This window comes from Aquirufa sp. HETE-40SA (genome assembly GCF_054558635.1).
This window is the reverse complement of record NZ_JBPXKN010000001.1, coordinates 1,151,317-1,175,000: the sequence shown is the minus strand read 5'-3', so window position 1 is coordinate 1,175,000 and position 23,684 is coordinate 1,151,317. Positions and strand designations below refer to the sequence as shown.

The following is a 23,684-nucleotide window of genomic DNA, read 5'->3' as shown; positions in this document are numbered from 1 at the left end:
ATGACGGAGATTACAGGTTACCAGATACTGACGGAATAGTGTCTTTGAGAGGCGGCAGCAATGCCAAAACGAGTGTAGTGAGTAAACTTCCAAGAAAAGTCTAGGCGTGTATAACTTATAAGTAACCCGTACCGTAAACCGACACAGGTGGTCGAGAAGAATATTCTAAGGCGCTCGAGTGAATCACGGCTAAGGAACTCGGCAAATTAACCCTGTAACTTCGGGATAAAGGGAGCCACGAGCAATCGTGGCCGCAGAGAAATGGCCCAGGCGACTGTTTAACAAAAACACATGGCTTTGCTAAATCGAAAGATGACGTATAAGGCCTGACACCTGCCCGGTGCTGGAAGGTTAAGGGGGGATGTTAGTGGCAACACGAAGCATTGAACTGAAGCCCCAGTAAACGGCGGCCGTAACTATAACGGTCCTAAGGTAGCGAAATTCCTTGTCGGGTAAGTTCCGACCTGCACGAATGGTGTAACGATCTGGGCACTGTCTCAGCCGTGAGCTCGGTGAAATTGTAGTAACGGTGAAGATGCCGTTTACCCGCAACGGGACGGAAAGACCCCATGAACCTTTACTATAGCTTAGCATTGAGTTTTGGTACTGGATGTGTAGGATAGGTGGGAGGCTGTGAGCCGGTGTCGCTAGGCATCGGGGAGCCAACGTTGAAATACCACCCTTCTTGTACTGGAATTCTAATCCCCAAAGGGGAGACATTGCTTGGTGGGTAGTTTGACTGGGGTGGTCGCCTCCAAAAGAGTAACGGAGGCTTTCAAAGGTTCCCTCAGCACGCTTGGTAACCGTGCGTAGAGTGCAATAGCAAAAGGGAGCTTGACTGTGAGACCGACAAGTCGATCAGGTACGAAAGTAGGATATAGTGATCCGGTGGTTTAGTATGGAACAGCCATCGCTCAAAGGATAAAAGGTACTCTGGGGATAACAGGCTGATCTCCCCCAAGAGCTCACATCGACGGGGAGGTTTGGCACCTCGATGTCGGCTCGTCACATCCTGGGGCTGGAGAAGGTCCCAAGGGTTCGGCTGTTCGCCGATTAAAGTGGCACGCGAGCTGGGTTCAGAACGTCGTGAGACAGTTCGGTCCCTATCTGTTGTGGGCGTAGGAATATTGACAGGTTCTGACTTTAGTACGAGAGGACCGAGTTGGACTGACCGCTGGTATATCAGTTGTTCTGCCAAGGGCATAGCTGAGTAGCCACGTCGGGACCAGATAAGCGCTGAAAGCATCTAAGTGCGAAACTGACCTGAAGATGAGTATTCCATGAAGGGTCCGTGTAGACGACACGGTCGATAGGCTACAGATGTAAAGACAGTAATGTCAAAGTCGAGTAGTACTAATTACCCGAAAGCTTACCTTTTATTAATTTACACACTGCTGTTTATTTTATCTCACAATATGGCTAAAGGCTAAAACCTTGCAAAAAGTATGGAGCCGATAGGACGGGTGTTCACCTCTTCCCATCTCGAACAGAGAAGTTAAGCCCCGCACCGCTGATGATACTGGGATCAAACCCGGGAAAGTAAGTAAGCTCCAAGTTATTATAGAAGACCTGCACGATGAGTGTGGGTCTTTTTTTATGCCTAACAGTGGGCAGTGGGCAGTGGACAGTAAATAGAGTAGAGAGTATAGAGTAAAGAGTAGAGAGACGGCATAAAAAAGTGGCTGCCGCCTCGTTTTTTATCCACTCAGGGAAATATCGCCCCGCGCACATAGAACTCTGCTCTTTGAACTTTGCTCTTTGAACTTTGAACTTTGCTTATCGCCTCCGGACTATCGACTATTGACTCCGGACTCCCTCCCTCCCTCCGGACTATCGACTATTGACTCCGGACTCCCTCCCTCCGGACTTTAGACTATTTCCTCCGGACTCCCTCCCTCCGGACTATTTGACTGCCCACTGCCCACTGTCTACTGGCAACTGTTACACACCCCCTGAATCAACAAATTGCTCTCTTGCTTCGTGAAGCCTGCAGGCAATTGAATACTTGGAATATGAACTGTTTCTAGACAGGTTGTTTGGCCACATTGATTGCACTTGAAATGTACGTGGTCGTGTTGGTGAGTATGATCTCCTTGGTGGCAGAGTTCTTTGCATAAAGCGTATTTTACGCCACCATTGTCATCTAAAACCTTGTGGAGTAGGCCTTGCGTTAAAAAGGTCTTTAAGGTGCGGTATACCGTTACGCGATCGTATTGATCGCTTAGTTTTTGTTCGATGTCCCCTTGGCTTAATGCAAAATCTACGGCTTGAAAGGTAGCTAATACATCAACTCTGCAGGGGGTTGATCGAAGGTCAAAATCCGAAAGTGAATAGGAAGAGCTCATTTAGCCTAAATGTTCTGTTTGCAATTTGACCATATTTTGGTAAATCCCTGATTTTTTCTTCATCAATACTTCGTGTGAACCAGATTCTACTATTTTGCCTTCTTCCATCACTAGGATTAAATCTGCTGAACGAATGGTGGATAAGCGGTGAGCGATGATTAAACTCGTCCGGTTTTTCATAAGTTCTTCGAGAGCGGATTGTACCCATTTTTCTGATTCTGAATCGAGGGCACTGGTGGCTTCGTCTAGTAATAAGAACTTAGGGTTTTTGAGGATGGCGCGGGCGATGGCGATGCGCTGTCTTTGGCCCCCGGATAATTTTACACCACGTTCTCCTACCATGGTATCCCATTTCTCCGGGAATGATTCTACGAATTCTTTTGCGTAAGCTAATTCGGCAGCAGATTCAATTTCTTCTTGAGTGGCCCCTGGTTTTCCATAGGCGATGTTCTCGCGGATGGTTCCCCCGAAAAGTAATACCTCTTGAGGTACTAGAGCCACCATTTTACGCCATTCTGTAATGTCGATGTCTGCGATGGGACGTTCTCCCAAAGAGATTGAACCTGCGTTTGGTTCATAGAAGCGCATAAATAGTTGAGCTAAGGTTGATTTACCTGTTCCGGAGGTGCCTACGATGGCTACCTTTTGACCGGGTTCGATGGTAAAGTTGATGCCTTTAATAATTTGAACTGATGGGCGTGATGGGTAGGAGAACTCGAGGTCTTGTACTTTAATTTGATCGAATGAGACCGTTGAGGCATAGGAATCACGCGTTAAATCAATCTCGGATGGATCCCCTAAGATTTCCAGGATTCGATCAGACGCACCAATCGTCTTCTGCAGTTGAGCATAAATATCACCTAAACCACCCACGGAACCTCCGATGAAAGCGGTGTAGAAGATGAAGGTTAAGAGATCCGCTAAAATTAAGTCACCTTGGGCCACTAAAGCGGCACCGTACCAAACGACTCCCACGATTCCCCCAAACAAAGCGAAGATCACAAAACTGACAAATCCTCCTCGCAAAGTTGCAGCTTTCAATGCTTCGCCTAACACCTTATTCAAAGATGTAGTATAGCGATCGACTTCGTATTTTTCGTTTGTGAAGGCTTTAACGGCTTGTATAGACGTTAATGTTTCCTCTACGATGATGTTCGTGTTGGCGAGTTCGTCCTGCGCTTTTTTGGAGATCTTACGTATGAATTTACCGAAAACGATAGCTGAAATCACTAGTACCGGGAAAGTAGCTAACATAAATAAGGTTAGCTTCCAGGAGATGTACGTAATGAGCGCAACGCCACCTACGAGGGTAAAAACCTGGCGAAAGAACTCTGCCAAGGTAATGGATAATACATCCTGTAATTGCGTGATATCCGAGGTGATGCGGCTCATCAATTCCCCTACGCGTCTTTTCTCAAAGTGGAAAATAGGCAGGGTGATGATTTTAGCGTATAATGTCTGGCGAACATCGCGCATCGCTTTCTCTGAGACTTGCGCAAAAGTATAGATGCGGAAGAAGGAAAGGATGGCTTGAACGATCAAGACAGCAAAGAAAAATAGGGTTACTTCGTTAATTTTATACTCCGATTTTCCTTCAATCACCTTGGTCATTTCCCCGATCAATAGGGGGAAACTAAGGGTCGTTAGATTAGAGAGCAACAGGAAAGCCATCCCTACGATGAAGGTCCATTTGTAGGGAATGACGAATTGGAAAATCTTGATGGCCTTAGAAAGACCTTGTTTGCTGACCTTAACGGCATCTTTTGGATCTACTCCTCCGCCTATATCACCGTGTTGTTTTTTTGCCATCTTATTTTTTATCTGCTTCGCCGCGGTAGCCTGAATCGAGGAATAATCGATTCGCTTCTGGGTCGGTCACTATTTTTGCCAAACTCAATTTGGGCTTTTGTTTCCAATAGGAATCTACAATTCTCCAGCCTAACCAGCGACCGATGCTGCCTGGGCAGGCGGGACCGATTTCGGTGGTTTTGGGACGATCATCTAGGTATTTTCCCTTTACCGTCTTGTCGGTACTAAATAACAATTTGCGATCGATAAAATGTTCCCAAACTTCTTTTTGGAAGGCATTCGTCTCCGCAATTTCCTGCTGCGTATAACCAAAAATGAGACTATCTGGTACGGAAGGTAAAATAGTTTTCGTAAAAACGTATCCTTTTCCATACCAAATCATATCGCTTAATAAACTCGCATCATTCTCTGTTTGTTTGATCAAAAAGGCAGAATATTGGAGGATCACTTGGGCGACTAAGGCTTTGGGTTCCAAACGGCGCATTTGGTATTCATAAACATTGGGCGCTTTATATAAACCTTGGGATCCCATGAAGAAGTCGAGGCCAATGATGATTAAGGAGTCGGATACAACTAAATTTTGAGCCGTAAATTCGCCTCCCCCTACGCCGCCAAAACCAGAGAATACGGTTCTAATTTTAGGGGTTTTTACGCCTGGAAATTCTTTTTGAATTTTTGTGAAAGCCTCTTTTAATTCTTTTTCCAAAGCATCTCCACCAAAAAATGCCGCCTCCTGGCTTTGGTCATAGAACTTACGTAAGGCCGGGTTTGCATAAAGCCGATATAAGTCCTGAGCTAAATAAGGCGTTTTTTCAGGACTTGCACTAAAATATCCGATGCTTATTTCTGGGTGCTTACTTAATAAAGTGCTCATCTCCGCATCCGATTTTGCTGAGGCCATTTCGCGTTCCACTCGCTGAAAATCCCATTGAATGGCCGGCGCTTCTTTTTTTGAAGAACAAGACCATAAAAGCAAACCGAAGAAAATCGCGTAAATAAACTTCATTATCCTAAACGAGCTAGCAATTCTTGTAGGGACTGAATCTTTGTTTCGGCATCCGCTAATTTTTGTCTTTCACGTTCCACTAAATCCGCTTTTGCATTCGCTACGAATTTCTCGTTGGCTAATTTAGCTTCTACGGATTTTTTGAAACCTAACAAATAAACTAATTCTTTCTCTGATTCTGCCTTCACGACTGCTGGATCTTCGTCGTTTGCTAAAGGAACAAAGAATTGATCTGCTTTCACGACAAAGGTTTGGGCATCAGCTACGGCATCAGCTACAAACGTGATAGACTCTAAATTAGCCAATTTGATCATAATCGCCTCTAGCGGAGCATAGGCGGCTTTATTTTCTGCTTTAATATGTAAAGCCAAAGCCAATTTAGGTGACAATTGCTTCGAATTACGAATCTCGCGAACTTTCGTCACCACTTCGAAAACTACATCGAATTGAGCGATTAATGCCGCATTTACAGGACCTGCAATCGGGAATTCAGCTTTGCAGATGGACTCTCCCGCCTTACGTTCATCGATCACCTGCCAAATCTCTTCCGTTATAAAGGGCATGTACGGATGCATTAAACGCATTAACGAATCGAATAAACCTAGCGCCGCTTGTAGCGTGTCTGCGTGGATTGGGCTTTGGTAGGCTGGCTTTATAATCTCCAAATACTTACCGCAGAAATCATCCCAAACCAACTCATAAATGCTTAATAGGGCATCCGAAATACGGAATTTACTGAAGTGGTCTTGAACATCGATGATGGTTTGGTTTAATTTGGATTCAAACCAAGCCGTTGCTAATATGTGTTCAGGTAATGAGGCACCTGGAACAACTTCTAAACCACGCAAAAGTCGGAACGCATTCCAAATTTTATTCGAGAAGTTACGCCCTTGTTCACACAATTTGTCATCGAACAATAAGTCATTCCCAGCCGGAGCGGAGAACAATAAGCCAGATCGAACGCCATCCGCTCCGAAACGCTCGATCAGTTCCAAAGGATCAGGCGAGTTGCCTAATGATTTGGACATCTTACGACCTTGCTTATCGCGCACAATACCAGTCAAATACACATTCTTGAACGGCAATTCATCTCTCCACTCGTAACCCGCCATGATCATACGCGCTACCCAGAAGAATAAAATATCTGGTCCAGTCACTAAGTCATTCGTTGGGTAATAGTATTTAATATCCTCATTATCAGGATTTTCAATTCCATCGAAAACTGAGATAGGCCATAGCCAAGACGAGAACCAGGTGTCTAAAACATCTGGATCTTGCGTCAAATCATCTTCCACTAAGGCATACAATTGGTATGTATCTCTTGCAATGCGCAAGGCCTCTTTTTTATCTTTCGCTACGATCAGCGTGCCGTCTTCTAAATAGAAGGCAGGGATCTGTTGCCCCCACCACAACTGGCGGGAAATACACCAATCGCGTACATTTTCCATCCAAGAACGGTAGGTGTTTTTGAATTTCGCCGGATGCAATTGAATGGTATCGTTCATGACGTTATCCAAAGCAGGCTTAGCCATCTCTTCCATCTTCATGAACCACTGTAAAGAAAGCTTTGGCTCGATTACCGCTCCCGTTCTTTCCGATGTTCCTACGGTCGATTTGTATTCATCCGTTTTAGTCAAATAACCTTCCTCCGTTAATTGCTTCACGATGCGTTTGCGCGCCTCGAAACGATCTACGCCTACGAATAAAATGGCTTTCTCATTTAATGTTCCGTCATCATTCAAGATGTCGATCACCGGTAATTTATGTTTCAAACCTAATTCGTAGTCATTCAAATCGTGGGCCGGAGTTACTTTCAAGCAACCTGTTCCAAAATCTAACGTAACGTATTCGTCTGGGATAATAGTGATTTCACGATCTATTAAGGGGATACGCACTTTTTTACCATGTAAATGCACATAGCGCTCATCCGCTGGATTCACACAGATTGCCGCATCCGCCATAATGGTTTCTGGACGTGTCGTAGCAATCGTAACCGATCCGCTGCCATCAACGAGGGGATATTGGATGTGGTATAATTTGGCCTGAACATCCTTATAAATTACTTCTTCGTCTGATACAGCTGTTTTTCCTTGTGGGTCCCAGTTCACCATACGCACGCCACGGTAGATCAAGCCTTTGTTGTATAAACGCACAAACGTGTCAATAACCGCTTGGTATAAAGAGGGTTCCATCGTAAAACGGGTACGATCCCAATCACAAGAAGCCCCTAATTTTTTCAATTGATCGAGGATGATTCCGCCGTATTTGTCCTTCCATTCGAAAGCATATTTCAAGAATTCCTCGCGAGTAATGTCGGCCTTAGAGATGCCTTTTTCCTTCAACATGGCTACTACTTTCGCCTCTGTCGCAATCGATGCGTGGTCCGTTCCCGGTACCCAACACGCCTCCTTGCCTTCCATACGTGCCTTACGAATCAAGACATCTTGAATCGTATTGTTCAACATATGGCCCATATGAAGCACCCCAGTGACGTTAGGAGGAGGAATGACGATGGTGTACGCCTCTTTGTTCGGATTAGGTTTCGAAGCGAAAAGCTTGTTTTCTAACCAGTAGGCATACCATTTTTGTTCAATTTCCTGCGGGGCGTAATTCTTATCTATCATATGTGTTCTCTAAGCCTACAAAGATAATTGATTTAGGCCAAAGGTCGAGGGTGGATTTTAAAACAATTCGCCGTAATTTTGGTTGAAATAGCGTTATGATGTTAATGGGAATTTTACTTTGGTTAGGAACCTTTCTAGGAATGGAAGGGGTTGCTTGGTTCACGCACAAGTACATTATGCACGGCATTATGTGGAACTGGCACGAGTCGCATCACGTACACCACAAAGATAAATTAGAGAAAAACGATCTGTTTTCGGTTGTTTTCGGGATTTCCTCCACGTTAACCATTATCGTAGGTGCTGAAATTCCTGCCTACTGGCCGCTATTTTACATCGGATTAGGGATTGCAACCTATGGCATCTTCTATTTCATCTTTCACGATATCATCGTGCACCGCCGCATCAAAATCAAGTACAAAGCCGGTTCTGCGTATATGAAGCGCATCATGAAAGCGCATTATGTGCACCACGAGGTGCACACAAAAAAAGGCGCAGAGGCTTTTGGCTTCCTCTACGCCCCTAAAAAATACCAATAAACTTATTTTACGAATCCTACACCGACGGTTGAATTCGAGAATTCATCGATCAGGATAAAGGCTCCATTCGCTGGATTTGCCGAATATTGATCTGCGCTAATCGGTTGTGCCGTGCGTAACGCAATTGTTCCTATCTCATTTAACTTCAGCGTATCCACACCTTGGGTAGACGTTTGAGTAGCAACATCAAGGCGCTCGGTAATTTGAGAGATTTTGGCCTTTGTCGTATTTATTCCGTGTTGTAATAAGTAGGTTTTACCTGGGCTTAAGGCCGTATGATCTAACCAACAAACTTGGGCAGAAAAATCCTTTAGCTGTGGCGGCTGAACTTCCGAAGCTAACACAAGCGTGTTTCCGCGCGATATATCCACATCTGTCGTTAACGTAATCGTCACAGAATCCCCTGCGATAGCCTGCGATAATTTAGTATCAAACTTTTCAATGGTCGCAATTGTGCTTTCTTGTCCCGTAGGCAAAACGCGAATGGCATCACCCACTTTGAACGTACCAGAGCTAATTTTTCCGGCATAGCCACGGAAATCGTGGTAGGCTTCGGTCATAGGTCTTACGACAAATTGAACCGGGAAACGAGCCGGAGCGTGTGCTAAAGTAGAGGCATATTCGAAGGCTTCTAATTCGCCTAACAATGTATTGCCCTTGAACCAAGGCATTTCGCTGGCATTCACCGTGATGTTTTGGCCATACAAAGAGGAAATAGGCAAGAAGCTAATTTCTTGTCCCTCGAAAGTGGTCTGTGCAACTAGCTCTGAAAGACTATCTTTAATGGAGTTGAACGTGGATTCTTGGTATTGTACTAAGTCCATCTTGTTCACACAAATGATCACTTTCGGGATACGCAACATCGCGGCGATTGACAAGTGACGCGCTGTTTGCTCCACTACTCCTTGTCGTGCATCGACTAATATAAGGGAAACCTTCGTGTTCGAAGCTCCTGTCACCATGTTGCGGGTGTATTCCACGTGTCCCGGTGTATCCGCGATGATGTATTTGCGGGTAGGTGTGGAGAAATAAATATGTGCCACATCGATGGTAATACCCTGCTCGCGTTCAGCGATGAGGCCATCGGTTAATAAGGAAAGGTCAAGAAAGTCTAGTCCTTTGCGTTTAGATGCGCTTTCTAAGGCTTCTATTTTATCTTTTGTAATCGAATTTGTCTCGTATAACAGGCGTCCGATTAAGGTACTTTTTCCATCATCAACGGAACCTGCGGTAGCTATGCGTAAAATATCCATGTGTTCTTGTCTGAGATTGAATTAAAAATACCCTTGTTGTTTTCTCTTTTCCATCGCCGCCTCCGAACGTTTGTCGTCAATGCGCGCGCCTCGTTCCGAAATTTCGGCAGAAAGAATCTCTTCAATGATCACATCGATATCCGTTGCATCGGAAGCCACAGCTGCCGTACAGGTCATATCGCCCACCGTTCTGAAACGAACAGTCGCCTCGAATGGAATCTCATCTGCTTCTTTGTTCAGGTACTCAGAATCTGCCCAAAGCATTCCATCCCGCTCGATAACTTGACGTTGGTGCGAATAGTAAATACTAGGGATCTCCATCTTCTCTTCTTTGATGTAGTTCCAAACATCGAGCTCCGTCCAGTTCGAAATAGGGAACACGCGTACGTTTTCTCCCACTGCGATGCGACCGTTCAGCATATCGAATAATTCAGGTCTCTGGCGCTTCGCATCCCACTGCCCAAAATCATCGCGCACCGAAAAAATACGTTCTTTCGCTCTCGCTTTTTCCTCATCTCGTCTTGCTCCACCGATGCAAGCATCGAATTTGAACTCTTCAATCGTATCTAAAAGCGTAACCGTTTGAAGGACGTTACGTGAGGCATATTTTCCTGACTCTTCCGTCGCTTTTCCTTGGTTGATGGAATCTTGTACATAACGGAAAATTAATTCGGCCCCCGTTTCTTTGGCTAACCAGTCGCGGAATTCAATCGTCTCTGGGAAGTTGTGACCTGTGTCGATATGGACTAAAGGGAATGGGATTTTACCTGGGAAGAAAGCCTTTTGGGCTAAACGAACCAAAGTAATAGAATCCTTTCCACCCGAGAAAAGTAAGGCCGGACGCTCAAATTGCGCTGCCACTTCCCGCAGGATGTAGATGGATTCATCCTCTAGTTGGCGAGGGAAATGACCGATTTTGTCTTGTATTGTCTGCATAACTTAGGCGTGTAAACCACATTCTTTTTGAGAATTCTCCCACCACCAACGACCCGCACGAGGATGTTCTCCTTCCGAAATAGCCCGTGTACACGGAGCGCAGCCGATGGAGATGAACCCTTTCTTGTGCAAGGGGTTTTGGGGAATTTTATGTTCTTGTAAGTAATTTTCTAGTTGGCTAAAGCTCCAGTCGATTAAGGGGTTGATCTTCCATAATTGACGGTTTTCATCCCATTCGATGATGGGCATATCCGCCCTATTGTCTGATTGTTCGGCCCTTAATCCGGTAATCCACACTTTCGCTCCTTGCAAGGCCCGATTTAATGGCTCCATTTTTCGAACAAAACAGCATTCTTTTCGGTTCTCTACAGAGGTATAAAAGGAGTTGAATCCTTTTTCTGCGACTAAAGTTTCCACCGCTGTGGTGTTCGGAAAAAAGGTTTGAAGAGAGATGCCGTATTTTTTGATCGTCAAATCCATCAATTCGTAGGATTCTTGGAATTGACGGCCAGTATCTAGTGTGAAAATCTCAATGGCCGATTTTGTACTAGCAATTGCCTGGGTAATTGCCTGGTCTTCTTGGCCAAAAGAGGTCGAGAAAACAAGTCGTTCGCCTGCAAAATAGGAGGCAACGAACTGAATTCGTTCTGGCAATGATCTGGATAGTAATTCCTTTTCGAGCGTTTTGAGATGCATTTTGTCCTATTTTTTACAAAGGTACACATTGTCTATTGAATAACTATACTAATAAATAAAAAAAATAATTCCTACATTAGTGCATTATGCGGATCGGATCAGAGATTTTATTGGATAGTCCTTTAGGTGATGAGGAAGAAAACTTGTTAGACCTTCGAAATCTGCGGAATCTTGTGCGTCACGGAGAGAGTGCGCGTCTGGAGTTTAAGATGAAGGTGAAGTTTCCAGAAAAGATTATCAAGGAACTGGTAGCTTTCGCGAATACCGAGGGAGGTCATTTATTCGTAGGCGTCAGCGATGCTGGCGTGATTGAAGGTGTGAAGTTTGCAGAAGAGGAGCAATTTTTACTAGAGCGAGCCATTGATAAGTATTGTTTTCCATCCTTTACCTACCGTGCTTATCGGATTTGCTTGGATAATGGCCGAGAAGTTTTGGTCTATCAAGTCTATGAGAGCGTGGACAAGCCCCATTTTGTTCAACTTGCTACCGACCCACATCCCATCTGCTATGTACGAGTAAAAGACCGAACCATTCAGGCGAGCAAAGAAATGAAGCAAATTTTACGTCGCCAAAACGATGACGGCATCAGTTTCGCCTACGGAGACATCGAGCGCTTCTTGTTAGATTATGTACGGCAAAATGGCCATATCACCCTAGCTGAGTTAGCGCAACAAGCCCAAATTCCTATGTGGCTGGCGGCCAGAAAATTAGTTCTTTTAGTCCTTACGCGGGTGTTAAAAATCGAGCCCGGAGAATCAGCGGATACCTATCGTTTAAATTAATTTCAAAGGATATTCATTATCATGAAATTAAATCTATATTTGCATCCGTTTCTTGAAATATTTCAAGAAAACAGATACAAATAGTACAATTTTGTGCATTTATTGCATTTAATTTTTAAGATAAACAAAGCCGCTTGATAAGACTTTTACTCCCTAGAGATTAATAATGGAACACAAACACAAAAGTAAAGCCACCGCTGCCGGTCTATTGGTTGCCATGGGTATCATTTACGGGGACATTGGAACTTCTCCATTGTATGTAATGCAATCAATCATCGGAGATAATCCGATAAATTCCTTAACCGTTTTAGGGGGATTATCTTGTATTTTTTGGACGTTGACTTTACAGACGACTTTAAAGTATGTGATTTTAATATTACGGGCAGATAATAAGGGTGAAGGCGGGATCTTTGCCCTTTTTGCATTAGTAAGGCGTCATGCGAAGTGGTTGACCTTACCTGCCATTATCGGGGGAGCCACCCTATTAGCGGATGGTATAATCACGCCCCCTATCTCGGTTTCCTCTGCAATTGAGGGATTAAAAATGCTTCATCACAAGGACGGAACCCCTTTCGTAACAGATACGGTGCCTATCGTTATTGTCATTTTGACGATTCTATTTATCTTCCAAATCTTTGGAACGAAGGTTGTGGGTAAGCTTTTTGGCCCGATTATGTTATTGTGGTTTTCCATGTTAGCATTGACCGGTTTAATCTGGATTGGTCAAGATTGGTCTATTTTCAGAGCGTTATCTCCTATGTATGCATGGGAATTGTTGACAACACATCAAGCGGGATCTGCGGGTTTCTGGACTTTGGGAGCCGTGTTTTTATGTACAACCGGAGCTGAAGCTTTATATTCAGATTTAGGTCACTGCGGAAAAGAGAATATTCGTATTAGCTGGGTTTTTGTGAAGATTGCTTTGGTTTTGCAATATTTTGGGCAAGGCGCTTGGTTGTTAGCTCACGAGGGAGCACTACTAGGTGCACGTAAACCTATTTTCGAATTATTGCCACGTGAGTTCTTATTTACGGGGATTATGATCGCGACAGCTGCCGCCGTGATTGCTTCTCAAGCCTTGATTTCAGGATCATTTACCTTAATATCAGAGGCGATTCGCTTGAACTTTTGGCCTCGTGTAAGATTAGTTTATCCATCTGACCAAAAAGGACAATTATACGTTCCTTCTATCAACATTTTATTATGGATGGGTTGCGTAGGAGTTGTATTATGGTTTAAGGAATCAGCGAACATGGAGGCGGCCTATGGTCTTGCTATCACCATGACGATGTTAATGACCACTTCATTGATGGCATACTACCTTCATATTAAGAAAGTGGATATGTGGTGGATTCTCTTATTCTTAGCTGTTTACGTATCGCTAGAAGGATCTTTCTTAGTGGCAAACTTGCAGAAGTTTTGGCATGGAGGTTATGTTTCTTTATTCATCGCCGGGGTCATTATTTTGATCATGTGGGTTTGGTTTAGAGCGACAGCTATCAAAAAGAAATTAACGGAGTACGAGAAATTATCGGATTATATCGAGCCGCTAAAAGAGTTGAGTAAAGATGAAACGATTCCTAAATATGCAACGCACTTAGTCTTTATGTCGAATGCGGGTCGCGTGTCAGATATTGAATCAAAGATTATTTATTCCATCTTCCAACGGCGTCCGAAGCGTGCGGATATCTATTGGTTTGTGCACGTAGATACCTTAGATGATCCCTATACAATGGATTACAAGGTGACTGTCATCGAGCGGGATGACATCATTAAGGTAAACTTTAAGCTAGGCTTTAAAGTGGAGCAACGCATTAACTTGTACTTCCGTAAAGTGGTGGAAGAAATGGTTTCTCGTGGAGAAGTGGATATCACCTCTCGTTATAAATCTTTGAATGAGCAAAACGTGATCGGTGATTTCCGTTTCGTTGTATTAGAAAAATTCCTATCATTCGATAATGAATTACCATTATTAGACCGAATGGTTATGAAGGCATACTTCTTTGTGAAGCAGTTTACGCACTCGGAGGATAAGTACTTTGGCTTGGATTCGGATGCGGTAAAACTAGAGAAAGTACCGATGATCATTAAGCCGATCACTAAATGTAATTTAAAACGTATCGAGTAAGATGAGCACAATATTTACCAAAATTGTCAACAGAGAAATTCCTTGCCATTTAATTAAGGAAGACGATCGCTTCTTAGCCTTTTTAGATGTGATGCCCTTAGTAGAAGGTCACGTGCTTGTGATCCCTAAACAAGAGATCGACTATATCTTCGATTTAGATCCTGAATTGCTAGGGGACTTAATGAAATTTGCTCAAACGATTGCTCCTGCGATTAAGAAAGCGATTCCTTGCAAGCGAGTAGGGGTGGCGGTCATCGGTTTAGAAGTCCCTCACGCACACGTGCATTTGGTACCAATGAACCGGATGTTAGACATTAATTTTTCGCAAGAGAAGATGAAGCCGTCGGCTGAATCTTTGGCAAAAACAGCCGAATTAATTCGCTCCTTCTTACTTTAAAAAGCCTTTCAGCTTGTTCATCTCAAGCATCGGATTCGCTTTCTCGTATACAATATTATATACCGCCTCGATAATAGGCAATTTGATGTTATGCTGTCGCGAGATGCTATAAATACTTCGAACAGCATAGTAACCTTCCGCGATCATATTCATTTCGATTTGCGCAGACTTCACCGAATATCCGCGACCTATCATATTTCCAAAGGTTCTATTTCTAGAAAACTGCGAATAAGCCGTCACCAACAAATCCCCCAAGTAGCCTGAGCTATTCAAATCCCGGTTTTTCTCCGGATAAACGACATCTAAGAAGATCTTAATTTCCTGCATCGCATTACTCACGAGCACGGCCTGGAAGTTATCCCCAAAACCTAATCCGCGCGTAATTCCACAGGCCATCGCCACGATATTCTTAATAACGGCGCAGTATTCCACACCATACAAATCCTGGATGGCGTGTGCCTGCAAGAAGCGACTGTTCAGTAGATTTGAAAACGATTGGGCTAAACTTAAATCAGGTGACGCAATGGTCAAATACGATTGTTTCTCTAGCGCCACCTCTTCCGCGTGACAAGGTCCAGCGATGACACAGGTTTGGCCTAAGGGTAAATTAAAGGCGCGTTCCATCCAATCCGTAACTAAGAGGTTCTCCTCAGGAATCATACCCTTGATGGCAGAAACGACTTTCTTGCCTTCGAAATGTTTTTTATTGAGATCTTTTAAGGTACTCGGAATGAAAGCCGCCGGAACCGCTAAAATGATGTATTCAACACCTGCAAGCGCATCGACCATCTTGCTGTAGGTCTTCACTCTACGTGGGTTGATAGCCACATCCGTTAAATAGCTCGGATTGTGGTTGTATTTGCGGATGAATTCAACGTCTGATTTACGGCGGATCCACCACTTAATTTTCACATTATTTTCTGAAAGAATTTTCACTAAAGCCGTGGCCCAGCTACCTGCGCCTAATACCGCTATCTGGGTAGGGATCTTTTTCTTTAATTCCGCTAATTCACTCATTTTGTAAAATTACGCTTATTTGATAAATATCCCGGATTTTTTGCCAAATTTGTACATTCGCCTTCCAGGTGATATAATCTAAACCTATGAAAAAAATCTTCCTACTCCTGCTGACAGGATTGTCTTTCTGTGCGCTTGCTCAAAAAACGCAACCCCTTCCAGAACATCCACGCCCAGACCTACAACGGGATCAATGGCTTAATCTAAACGGCTATTGGGACTTTACTTTTGATTCCTCTCTATCGGCTCCTAGTCGTTATACGAAGAAAATTTTAGTGCCCTTCCCATGGGGATCGCCCCTTTCAGAGGTGAAAGACGAGGCGGATGTGGCTTGGTACCACAAGGAAATTAAAATTCCAGCTACTTGGACGGGTAAACGTATTTTTATCAATATTGGCGCTTCAGATTGGGAGACAACCGTCTTTTTAGACGGGGTTCAAATAGGCAAACACCAAGGCGGATACACGCCAATCGATGCGGAATTAATAGGGGTAAAACCAGGTTCGGTGCATCAAATCACCGTTCGTGCAGATGATAAGCGTCGGATGTTCACGCTCTATGGAAAGCAAGGATATGGGAATGCTCGAGGGATTTGGCAGACCGTGTATTTAGAGGCTAGAGGTCAAAACTTTATCGATCATTATGCGGTAAATCCAGATATTGACTCTAAAAAGGCGCAGGTTAAGATTTATTTAGGGGCTCCTACTTCGAAGGATCAGGAAGTTAAAATTACCTTATCGAATGGACAAACGGCTTCGGTTTTGATACCAGCTGGAAAGCAGGAGGGTGCCGCAGACATTGCCATAAGAGCAATGCACTTATGGTCTTTAGAGGATCCGTTTTTGTACGGGCTGAAAATGCAGTCGGGAAATGATGTCGTGAATGGATATTTCGGGATGCGGAAGATTTCTGTGGTGAATTTACCAGGTTCGAAGATTCCCTATATTGGATTGAATAACAAGCCGATTTACGTTCAATTGGCTTTGGATCAAAGTTACCATCCTACGGGTTTTTATACTTTCCCATCTGATCAGTTTATGAAAGACGAGATTATACGTAGCAAGCGGATTGGGTTGAATGGGATTCGGACGCACATTAAAGTGGATGTGCCGCGCAAGCTCTATTGGGCGGATAAATTAGGACTTTTGGTGATGTCTGACTTGCCTAATTCATGGGGTGATCCGGAGGCAGAAATGCAAAAGGAGTCGGAATATACCTTACACGAGATGATCAAACGCGATTACAATCACCCGGCGATTTTCTCCTGGATTACGTTCAATGAAACTTGGGGCTTGTTTACGCACAAAGACAAGAAGTCGATTTACACACCGGAGACACAGAAGTGGGTGGCGTCGGTGTATCATTTGGCCAAAACCTTAGACCCCACTCGTCTTGTCGAAGACAATTCGGTTTGCTGTGGAAGAGGACACACGGAGACCGATATCAACTCCTGGCATTCTTATCAAGCAGGCTATGAATGGGATAAATTAGTGGGTGATTATACCGCTAAGACGTTCCCAGGTAGTACTTGGAACTTTGAAAATGGCTACCAGCAGGGAGCACAACCTATGATCAACTCGGAGTTTGGGAATGTGTGGGGATATCAGGGAAGTACAGGCGATGTCGACTATACGTTCGATTACCACAAGGCCCTAAACGCGTTTAGAAACCACCCGCAAATGGCTGGCTGGTTATACACCGAGCACCATGATGTGATTAACGAGTGGAACGGCTATTATAAATTTGACAGAACAGAAAAGGAAACAGGTCTGAATGCCATTGTACCTGGCATGTCCTTGTTAGATTTTCACGGACCTTTCTACCTTTCAACCGGACAAGAAATAACCTGGGCAGGGAAGGCCGGTCAACAAGTTAAAATTCCTTTGCATCTTTCTTCCATGACAAATACGGCTGGGTCACTTAGCTTGAAAATGTCTTTATCAGGAACGAATGCGGCAGGCGAAAAAGTGAATCGCTGGACTAAAACCTCGGCTTTAACTTATGCAGCCTGGGATGTGAAGGCACTAGATTCACTCGTTGTCACCTTACCTACTGATAAATCCATTAACACTTTAGCTTTTGAATTAAGTAATGCATCTGGAAAAGTCGTTCACCGCAATTTCGTGCATTTAATCGTTGAAGAAGGTTTAATGCAGTCATCAAAAGGGCAATTAATTTCGGTACCCGTGGAGAAATATAGTTCCGCAAGCTGGCCTAAAAAACAATGGACGGGCGTTTTAGGACATAAATTGAATGGGGCAGGCGCGGGTTATTTCGAATACGAAATTCCTTTCCCTACCACTGGTGCTGAAGGTATCAAACAAGTTCGTTTCCTAGTGGAGGCCTCTTCTAAACCTATCCTAGGTAAAGACCGGGATGATGCGGGGAAAATGGATGGCGATTATATGTTAGGTAAAGGGACTTTTGATCCAGGCGTTAATCCGAATGCCTATCCGCAGACCGATCGATACACGAGTCCTTCAAAATTGAAGGTGAGTGCAAACGGAATTGTTGCTACTGAAACTAGTTTAGCGGATGATCCAGCAGACCATCAAGGTATCTTGTCTTGGCATTACCAAGCACGCAATAACAAACTGGATGAAGCTGGTACCTATGGTTATTTAGTGCAAGGTGTAATCCCAGCTGCAGCGTGGCAACAGGCGGCCAAGACGGGTAAATTGATCTTGCGATTCGAGGGCACAGAAGGCGGGTTATCTCTTTATGGAGATCAATCGGGCCGTTATGTGGTCGATCCGAGTATTGTGATAGAAAGATAGATTAAACGCCAAATTGCGCTAAATGATGGTCAATATGCTTGTAAAGGAGATTGTTCCATTCCGTAGCCGATAAAGATCCCAAACTCAAGGAAGGGGTTGCAGCTAATTTTTCTGCCCCCATTTCTTGAATAGTTTTAATGTAGTTTTTCAGACTATCTTTCTCTTTGGAGAAATCATACTTATCTGTTCGAATAAAACTAGGGGCGGTTGGTAAATTCCGCTTATAAGGCACTTCATTTACCATCGATTTTTTTAGAAATAACGTTAGGATTAGGCGCATCAAAAGTGGCGGCTGATCTGTATTTGTTCCTAAAACCTGTTCATATGGCACAGCGCAATGGGATAACATTTGCCCTACTGTCATCTTGCCCCAAAGTGCCGGACTCTCCGAATTCAATTGATCAATTCGACGAAATAACTCTTCAGTCGTGGAATTTAGGTAGATGGATGGGTATGCCATAAGTTTAGTTCAATTTCCAGCGTTTCACATTAATCAACTCCGGTTTCTTGTCTCCAGTTTGCGTAAAATGAGCGTTAGTTAATTGAATATCCGAGGCTTCAATCACGCGATAAGATTGTTTCGCCTCGATGTCTAGGTTCGAAAGATAAATGTGGTGGATCGGCATTTCCGGTAAACCACGGACTAATAAACCCGTCTCAGCCCCTTTCGCTACGACGCGGTCCACGAAGATGTTTTTGAATTGAGGAGTGCCGGCATCGACTGGTTTGCTTTCGATTTTAGGTGTTTCGTCGCCATTTCCAAAAGTAGCTACGGGATCTTTCCCTTGGTAGTACATATCGAACAAGATGGCCTCGCCTGAGATGTTTTTCATACTGATGTCTTGGATGTAGACATTCTCGACTACGCCACCACGGCCGCGGGCTGTTTTGAAACGCAATCCCACATCAGTTCCTAGGAATTGACAGTTGGAAACAAATAAATCATGTACGCCTCCAGACATTTCACTGCCTACTACGACACCACCGTGACCGTGGAACACCACACAATTTTCGATGGTGATATGAGCACTTGGGCGACCTCTTTTTCTGCCCTCCGCATCTTTCCCTGATTTCAAACAGATGCCATCGTCACCTACGTCAAATTTAGAATTACGAACTGAGACATATTCGCACGATTCGATGTCGATGCCGTCGCCGTTTTGGGCGAACCAAGGATTTTTAACTGTGATATTTTCTACTGTTAGGTGTTTGCAAAGTAGGGGATGGACGTTCCAGGCTGGGGAGTTTTGGAAGGTAACTCCTTCTAATAAAATCTGCTCGCATTCACGTAGAGAAATCATATTAGGGCGAAGGAATTCTTTGATTTCTTCGGCTTTAGCCTCAGTAAAACCGGCGGCGATGACGCCAGGCTGATCCATTTTAGATCCCTTTAATGCGCGCTCAGTCGGATACCACGTGTCTTTTTTATCATCTAACACGCCACCTGAACGAACCAGCTTATCCCATTCGCCTGGTGTTAACTTTCCTTTCTTCACCGGTCTCCAAGCCTCGCCGTTTCCGTCGATGATGCCAGAACCAGTAATAGCTATGTTTCGTTCGCCTATCGCCGTAATCGGGGATTGCGCTCTGATTGCATCTACCCCTTCCCAGTTTGTTCTTACCAATGGATATTGGGCTGCATCCGCGCTGAACTGTAATACCGCGCCAGCGTCTAAATGGAAGTTGATATGGGAGCGTAAGGTAATTGCACCCGTGACGAAGAAACCCGCCGGAACGCGTACCACACCACCGCCTTGTTTCGCAGCGATGTCAATGGCCTGTTGTATGGCTGCTGTATTCAACTTGCTTGCTGAAGAAACGGCACCGTATGAAACGATATTAAACGTATCTTTTTTAAACGCAGTCGTTGCCACGTTCGGTAATTCGAACACATATTTCTGAGAGAAGGACGATTTCTGTAAGAAGCTGCGCAAGTGCTCGTTCGAAGCTAAAATACCTTCAGCGACTAAAGAAGCTATCTTTTTAGCTCCAAAAGGAGAGAAGTGCGTATCGTCCGCCACCCCTTTGCTGAATTTCTTAAAAATTCCCGCTGGGTAATGAAGAAACATTTTCTTCGCTCCCTCAGGTCCTTCTGCTGCAATGTATTTTTTGCTTTCTTTCTCGATGTCGATCAAGAGTACTTTTTCTGCTTTAGCCACCTCGCGAACCACGGCTGGATAATCCGCGTGTTGGTCTACGAAAACACCTGTAGAATCAAATTTTCTGCGTTGAGTGGGTGTTAATAAGATGGGAATTCCGCCTTTTGAACGTGTTTCGCGGACATACCGGATTAAATTTTCGCGGAAGTCAGTTTGCGCTGGGGCGTAACGGCTAGTATCAGAGACTTTGGCATCATTATGGCCAAACTGAATCAACACGTAATCCCCTTTTTTGATCTGGTTAAATACCTTCGCCCAACGGCCTTCACGACGGTAGCTTTTCGTGCTTCTGCCATTGTAGGCGTGGTTTTGGACCTCCACGGCTTCATTGAAAAACGAAGCAAAAGGCATCCCCCAACCCGTCTCGGGAAAATCAGCAGATACTTTATCCGCCATCGTCGAATCGCCAATGAGGAAAACGCGCATCGGCTCCGAGGCGGTGAAACTGAATAGGAATGCACAAAGGATAAGCAGGTATTTCATAAGATCTAATTTGCTATGAAAGCACAAAAGAGCTCATTTTTACCCAAAAATTATCGATTAATTGCGACGCTACTTAAGATAGACTGGATAATTTGAAGTGTGGTGATGTTATCTGCTTCCGCCACATAATTCAAAATAATACGGTGATTCAGGATATCAGGGGCCATTTCTTTGATGTCCTCCGGCAACACATAATCACGTCCTTCTAAATAGGCCATCACTTTCGCAGCTAGATTCAGTTGGATACTCGCACGTGGAGATGCTCCGAATTGGATATATCCCGCTTCTTGCGTTAAGCCATATTCGGCTGGATTTCTTGTCGCGAAAACAAGTTCAATGATGTATTTCTCTAGAGTCTCAGAGATGGTGATTTCGTTAATTTCCTTGCGGATTTTGGCGATATCTTCCGCATTTAAAACGGTTTTGGGCTCGTAATTGAAATCCATATTGGACTTCTGGCGCATCACCGCTAATTCCTGGTCTTTGTCTAGGTAATTCAAGAATACCTTGAGCATAAAACGGTCTACTTGCGCCTCCGGAAGCGGGAAAGTGCCCTCTTGTTCCACTGGGTTTTGAGTAGCTAATACTAAGAACGGTTTGTCCAAAGGATAGGTCGTATCTCCGATCGTTACCTGCTTTTCTGCCATCGCTTCTAATAAAGCTGATTGCACTTTCGCAGGAGCACGGTTGATCTCATCAGCCAGGATGATTTGGGCGAAAATAGGTCCTTTCTTTACTTCGAATTCTGATTTCTTCGGATTGTAAATCATTGTCCCCACTAAATCCGCGGGTAACAAATCCGGAGTAAATTGGATACGGTGGAAATGTAAGTCGAGAATTTTAGCTAAGGTGTTAATCGTTAACGTCTTCGCTAAGCCAGGCACCCCTTCTAACAGGACGTGTCCGCCTGTAAAAAGACCTACTAATAAGCGATTAATGAGGCGTTCCTGGCCAATGACCACTTTGCCCATTTCGTCAATGACGGCCTGAATTTTTTCTCTCGAGTTCATATTACTGCAATTTCTTGTACCGAATACGTTTAGGCGTGGTATCCCCTAAGCGCTTCTTACGTGATTCTTCGTATTCTGAATAATTTCCTTCAAACCAAGTCACCTGAGAATCTCCTTCAAAGGCTAAAATGTGTGTCGCTATACGGTCTAAGAACCAACGGTCGTGGGAGATGACTACCGCACAACCCGCGAAGTTTTCTAGACCTTCTTCTAAAGCACGAAGCGTATTTACGTCCAAATCGTTGGTCGGCTCATCGAGCAATAATACGTTAGCGCCCTCCTTCAGCATCATCGCTAAGTGAACACGGTTACGCTCGCCACCAGAAAGCATACCGATTTTCTTCTCTTGATCTGCTCCGTTGAAATTGAATTTGCTGACATAGGCGCGTGCGTTTGATTGCTTGCCGCCTAGCATTACCCAATCATTGCCGTCAGAAATGGTTTCAAACACCGATTTCTCTGCTATTAATTGGTTGTGTTCTTGATCGACATAGGCTAATTTAACTGTTTCACCTACCTCAAAAGTACCCGCATCAGGTTGTAATTTATCCGTAATCAGATTAAATAAGGTCGTTTTGCCCGCACCGTTTGGCCCAATAATTCCGACAATACCAGCTGGAGGTAAAGAGAAACTTAGGTTTTCGTACAATAATTTGTCGCCAAATGATTTCGAAACGCCCTGTACCTCTATTACTTTATTTCCAAGACGAGGACCTGCTGGAATGAATAATTCCAACTTGTCTTCTTTCTGTCTGTTCTCTTCTGAAAGGAGTTTTTCGTACGCTCCAATACGTGCTTTGGACTTCGCCTGACGTGCTTTTGGCGCCATACGTACCCATTCTAACTCGCGCTGCAAGGTCTTTTGACGACGAGATTCCGTCTTCTCTTCTTGCGCTAAACGGTTTTGCTTTTGCTCTAACCAAGACGAATAGTTCCCTTTCCAAGGAATACCTTCGCCTCGATCTAATTCTAAAATCCAGCCTGCCACGTTATCTAGGAAGTATCTATCGTGGGTTACAGCGATCACGGTACCTTTATATTGACGTAAATGCTGCTCTAACCAATCTACGGATTCCGCATCCAAGTGGTTAGTCGGCTCATCTAATAAAAGGACATCCGGCTCTTGTAATAATAAGCGACAAAGCGCCACACGGCGTTTTTCACCCCCTGAAAGGGTGCTCACTAAGGCCTCAGACGGTGGACAACGCAAGGCATCCATCGCTTTTTCTAAACGCGTATCTAATTCCCAGGCATTGAAATGATCTAGTTTCTCTTGGACCTCACCTTGGCGCGCTAATAATTTATCAAAATCAGCATCTGGATCCCCAAAAGCTTCATTAATCTCATCGAACTCCTTTAACAGGTTCTTGATTTCAACCACCGCCTCTTCCACGACTTCGATCACCGTTTTGTTCGGATCTAATTGCGGTTCTTGCTCTAATAAACCTACCGTATAGCCAGGTGAAAACACCACATCACCGGTGTAGGATTTGTCGATTCCTGCGATGATACGTAGTAAAGTGGACTTTCCAGAGCCATTGAGACCCAAGACGCCAATTTTTGCCCCGTAGAAAAAGGACAAGTAAATATTTTTTATGATGGTCTTTTGAGGAGGGATGACTTTCGACACACGCTCCATCGAAAAGATGATAGTTTCGTTACTCATTAAATTTTATTTTTATACAACCCACAAATATCGCAATTTTTTAAATAAATTAGAGGTGTA

17 protein-coding genes and 2 rRNA genes (1 of these 19 running past the window's edge) are annotated in these 23,684 nt (G+C 44.1%); 7 read left to right on the top strand and 12 right to left on the bottom strand.

All coding sequences use genetic code 11. The features are described from left to right. Both ACRZ9O_RS05215 and rrf read left to right on the top strand, forming a co-directional pair. Positions 1–1,377, top strand: a 23S ribosomal RNA gene (locus tag ACRZ9O_RS05215); it begins 1,456 nt to the left of the window's first position. A gap of 67 nt (positions 1,378–1,444) precedes the next feature. Then, positions 1,445–1,556: ribosomal RNA gene (rrf, locus tag ACRZ9O_RS05210) — 5S ribosomal RNA — on the top strand. Positions 1,557–1,928: 372 nt separating this feature from the next. Here the strand turns inward: rrf and ACRZ9O_RS05205 are convergent. The 4 genes from ACRZ9O_RS05205 to ACRZ9O_RS05190 are packed head-to-tail and all read right to left on the bottom strand — an operon-like array spanning position 1,929 to position 7,784. After that, complete coding sequence (locus ACRZ9O_RS05205; protein WP_459457022.1) at positions 1,929–2,345, bottom strand: Fur family transcriptional regulator; 417 nt, start codon at positions 2,343–2,345, stop codon at positions 1,929–1,931. Next, complete coding sequence (locus tag ACRZ9O_RS05200) at positions 2,346–4,154, bottom strand: ABC transporter ATP-binding protein (RefSeq protein ID WP_459457020.1); 1,809 nt, start codon at positions 4,152–4,154, stop codon at positions 2,346–2,348. A gap of 1 nt (position 4,155) precedes the next feature. Next, a complete protein-coding gene (locus tag ACRZ9O_RS05195) occupies positions 4,156–5,160 on the bottom strand; it encodes a gliding motility protein GldB-related protein (RefSeq protein ID WP_459457018.1) in 1,005 nt (334 codons plus the stop codon). Next, positions 5,160–7,784, bottom strand: coding sequence for a valine--tRNA ligase (locus ACRZ9O_RS05190; protein ID WP_459457016.1), 2,625 nt, complete (start codon positions 7,782–7,784; stop codon positions 5,160–5,162). The genes ACRZ9O_RS05195 and ACRZ9O_RS05190 overlap by 1 nt, the downstream gene beginning before the upstream one ends. Positions 7,785–7,882: 98 nt before the next feature. On the opposite strand from ACRZ9O_RS05190, the gene ACRZ9O_RS05185 reads away from it, so the two are divergent. Beyond that, entirely contained in the window at positions 7,883–8,320 is a 438-nt protein-coding gene (locus ACRZ9O_RS05185) for a sterol desaturase family protein (RefSeq protein ID WP_377980491.1), read from the top strand. A gap of 2 nt (positions 8,321–8,322) precedes the next feature. Here the strand turns inward: ACRZ9O_RS05185 and ACRZ9O_RS05180 are convergent, their stop codons facing one another. The 3 genes from ACRZ9O_RS05180 to ACRZ9O_RS05170 are packed head-to-tail and all read right to left on the bottom strand — an operon-like array spanning position 8,323 to position 11,205. After that, complete coding sequence (locus ACRZ9O_RS05180; RefSeq protein WP_459457014.1) at positions 8,323–9,573, bottom strand: sulfate adenylyltransferase subunit 1; 1,251 nt, start codon at positions 9,571–9,573, stop codon at positions 8,323–8,325. Positions 9,574–9,594: 21 nt separating this feature from the next. After that, positions 9,595–10,509 (bottom strand): sulfate adenylyltransferase subunit CysD, encoded by a 915-nt coding sequence (cysD, locus tag ACRZ9O_RS05175; RefSeq protein ID WP_459457012.1) that lies wholly within the window; start codon positions 10,507–10,509, stop codon positions 9,595–9,597. Between the two features lie 3 nt (positions 10,510–10,512). Continuing rightward, positions 10,513–11,205, bottom strand: coding sequence for a phosphoadenylyl-sulfate reductase (locus tag ACRZ9O_RS05170; protein ID WP_459457010.1), 693 nt, complete (start codon positions 11,203–11,205; stop codon positions 10,513–10,515). Between the two features lie 86 nt (positions 11,206–11,291). On the opposite strand from ACRZ9O_RS05170, the gene ACRZ9O_RS05165 reads away from it, so the two are divergent. From ACRZ9O_RS05165 to ACRZ9O_RS05155, 3 genes are all read left to right on the top strand, one after another. Continuing rightward, on the top strand, positions 11,292–11,987 hold the full coding sequence (locus ACRZ9O_RS05165) for an AlbA family DNA-binding domain-containing protein (RefSeq protein ID WP_459457008.1): 696 nt from the start codon (positions 11,292–11,294) through the stop codon (positions 11,985–11,987). A 166-nt stretch (positions 11,988–12,153) separates the two neighbouring features. Further along, positions 12,154–14,115, top strand: a complete 1,962-nt coding sequence (locus tag ACRZ9O_RS05160; protein ID WP_459457006.1) for a KUP/HAK/KT family potassium transporter — start codon at positions 12,154–12,156, stop codon at positions 14,113–14,115. 1 nt (position 14,116) lies between these two features. Further along, positions 14,117–14,512 carry an HIT family protein gene (locus ACRZ9O_RS05155; protein WP_459457004.1) on the top strand — a complete coding sequence of 132 codons (396 nt, stop codon included), beginning with the start codon at positions 14,117–14,119 and terminating at the stop codon, positions 14,510–14,512. Here ACRZ9O_RS05155 and ACRZ9O_RS05150 read toward each other — a convergent pair. Then, complete coding sequence (locus tag ACRZ9O_RS05150; protein WP_459457002.1) at positions 14,504–15,529, bottom strand: NAD(P)H-dependent glycerol-3-phosphate dehydrogenase; 1,026 nt, start codon at positions 15,527–15,529, stop codon at positions 14,504–14,506. The genes ACRZ9O_RS05155 and ACRZ9O_RS05150 overlap by 9 nt on opposite strands. Before the next feature lie 86 nt (positions 15,530–15,615). Here ACRZ9O_RS05150 and ACRZ9O_RS05145 point away from each other — a divergent pair, with 86 nt between their 5' ends. After that, entirely contained in the window at positions 15,616–18,306 is a 2,691-nt protein-coding gene (locus ACRZ9O_RS05145; protein ID WP_459457000.1) for a glycoside hydrolase family 2 protein, read from the top strand. A gap of 1 nt (position 18,307) precedes the next feature. Here the strand turns inward: ACRZ9O_RS05145 and ACRZ9O_RS05140 are convergent, their stop codons facing one another. From ACRZ9O_RS05140 to ettA, 4 genes are read right to left on the bottom strand one after another with little or no spacing between them, the layout of a single operon-like run. Beyond that, the gene (locus ACRZ9O_RS05140; protein WP_459456998.1) at positions 18,308–18,766 is read right to left on the bottom strand and encodes a DUF1569 domain-containing protein; all 459 of its coding nucleotides are present in this window, start codon (positions 18,764–18,766) and stop codon (positions 18,308–18,310) included. Positions 18,767–18,770: 4 nt separating this feature from the next. Then, positions 18,771–20,948 carry a glycosyl hydrolase family 28 protein gene (locus ACRZ9O_RS05135; RefSeq protein WP_459456996.1) on the bottom strand — a complete coding sequence of 726 codons (2,178 nt, stop codon included), beginning with the start codon at positions 20,946–20,948 and terminating at the stop codon, positions 18,771–18,773. Between the two features lie 50 nt (positions 20,949–20,998). Next, a complete protein-coding gene (locus ACRZ9O_RS05130; protein ID WP_130923778.1) occupies positions 20,999–21,958 on the bottom strand; it encodes an AAA family ATPase in 960 nt (319 codons plus the stop codon). Position 21,959: 1 nt separating this feature from the next. Continuing rightward, positions 21,960–23,624, bottom strand: coding sequence for an energy-dependent translational throttle protein EttA (gene ettA, locus ACRZ9O_RS05125; protein WP_459456994.1), 1,665 nt, complete (start codon positions 23,622–23,624; stop codon positions 21,960–21,962). Positions 23,625–23,684 lie beyond the last annotated feature (60 nt).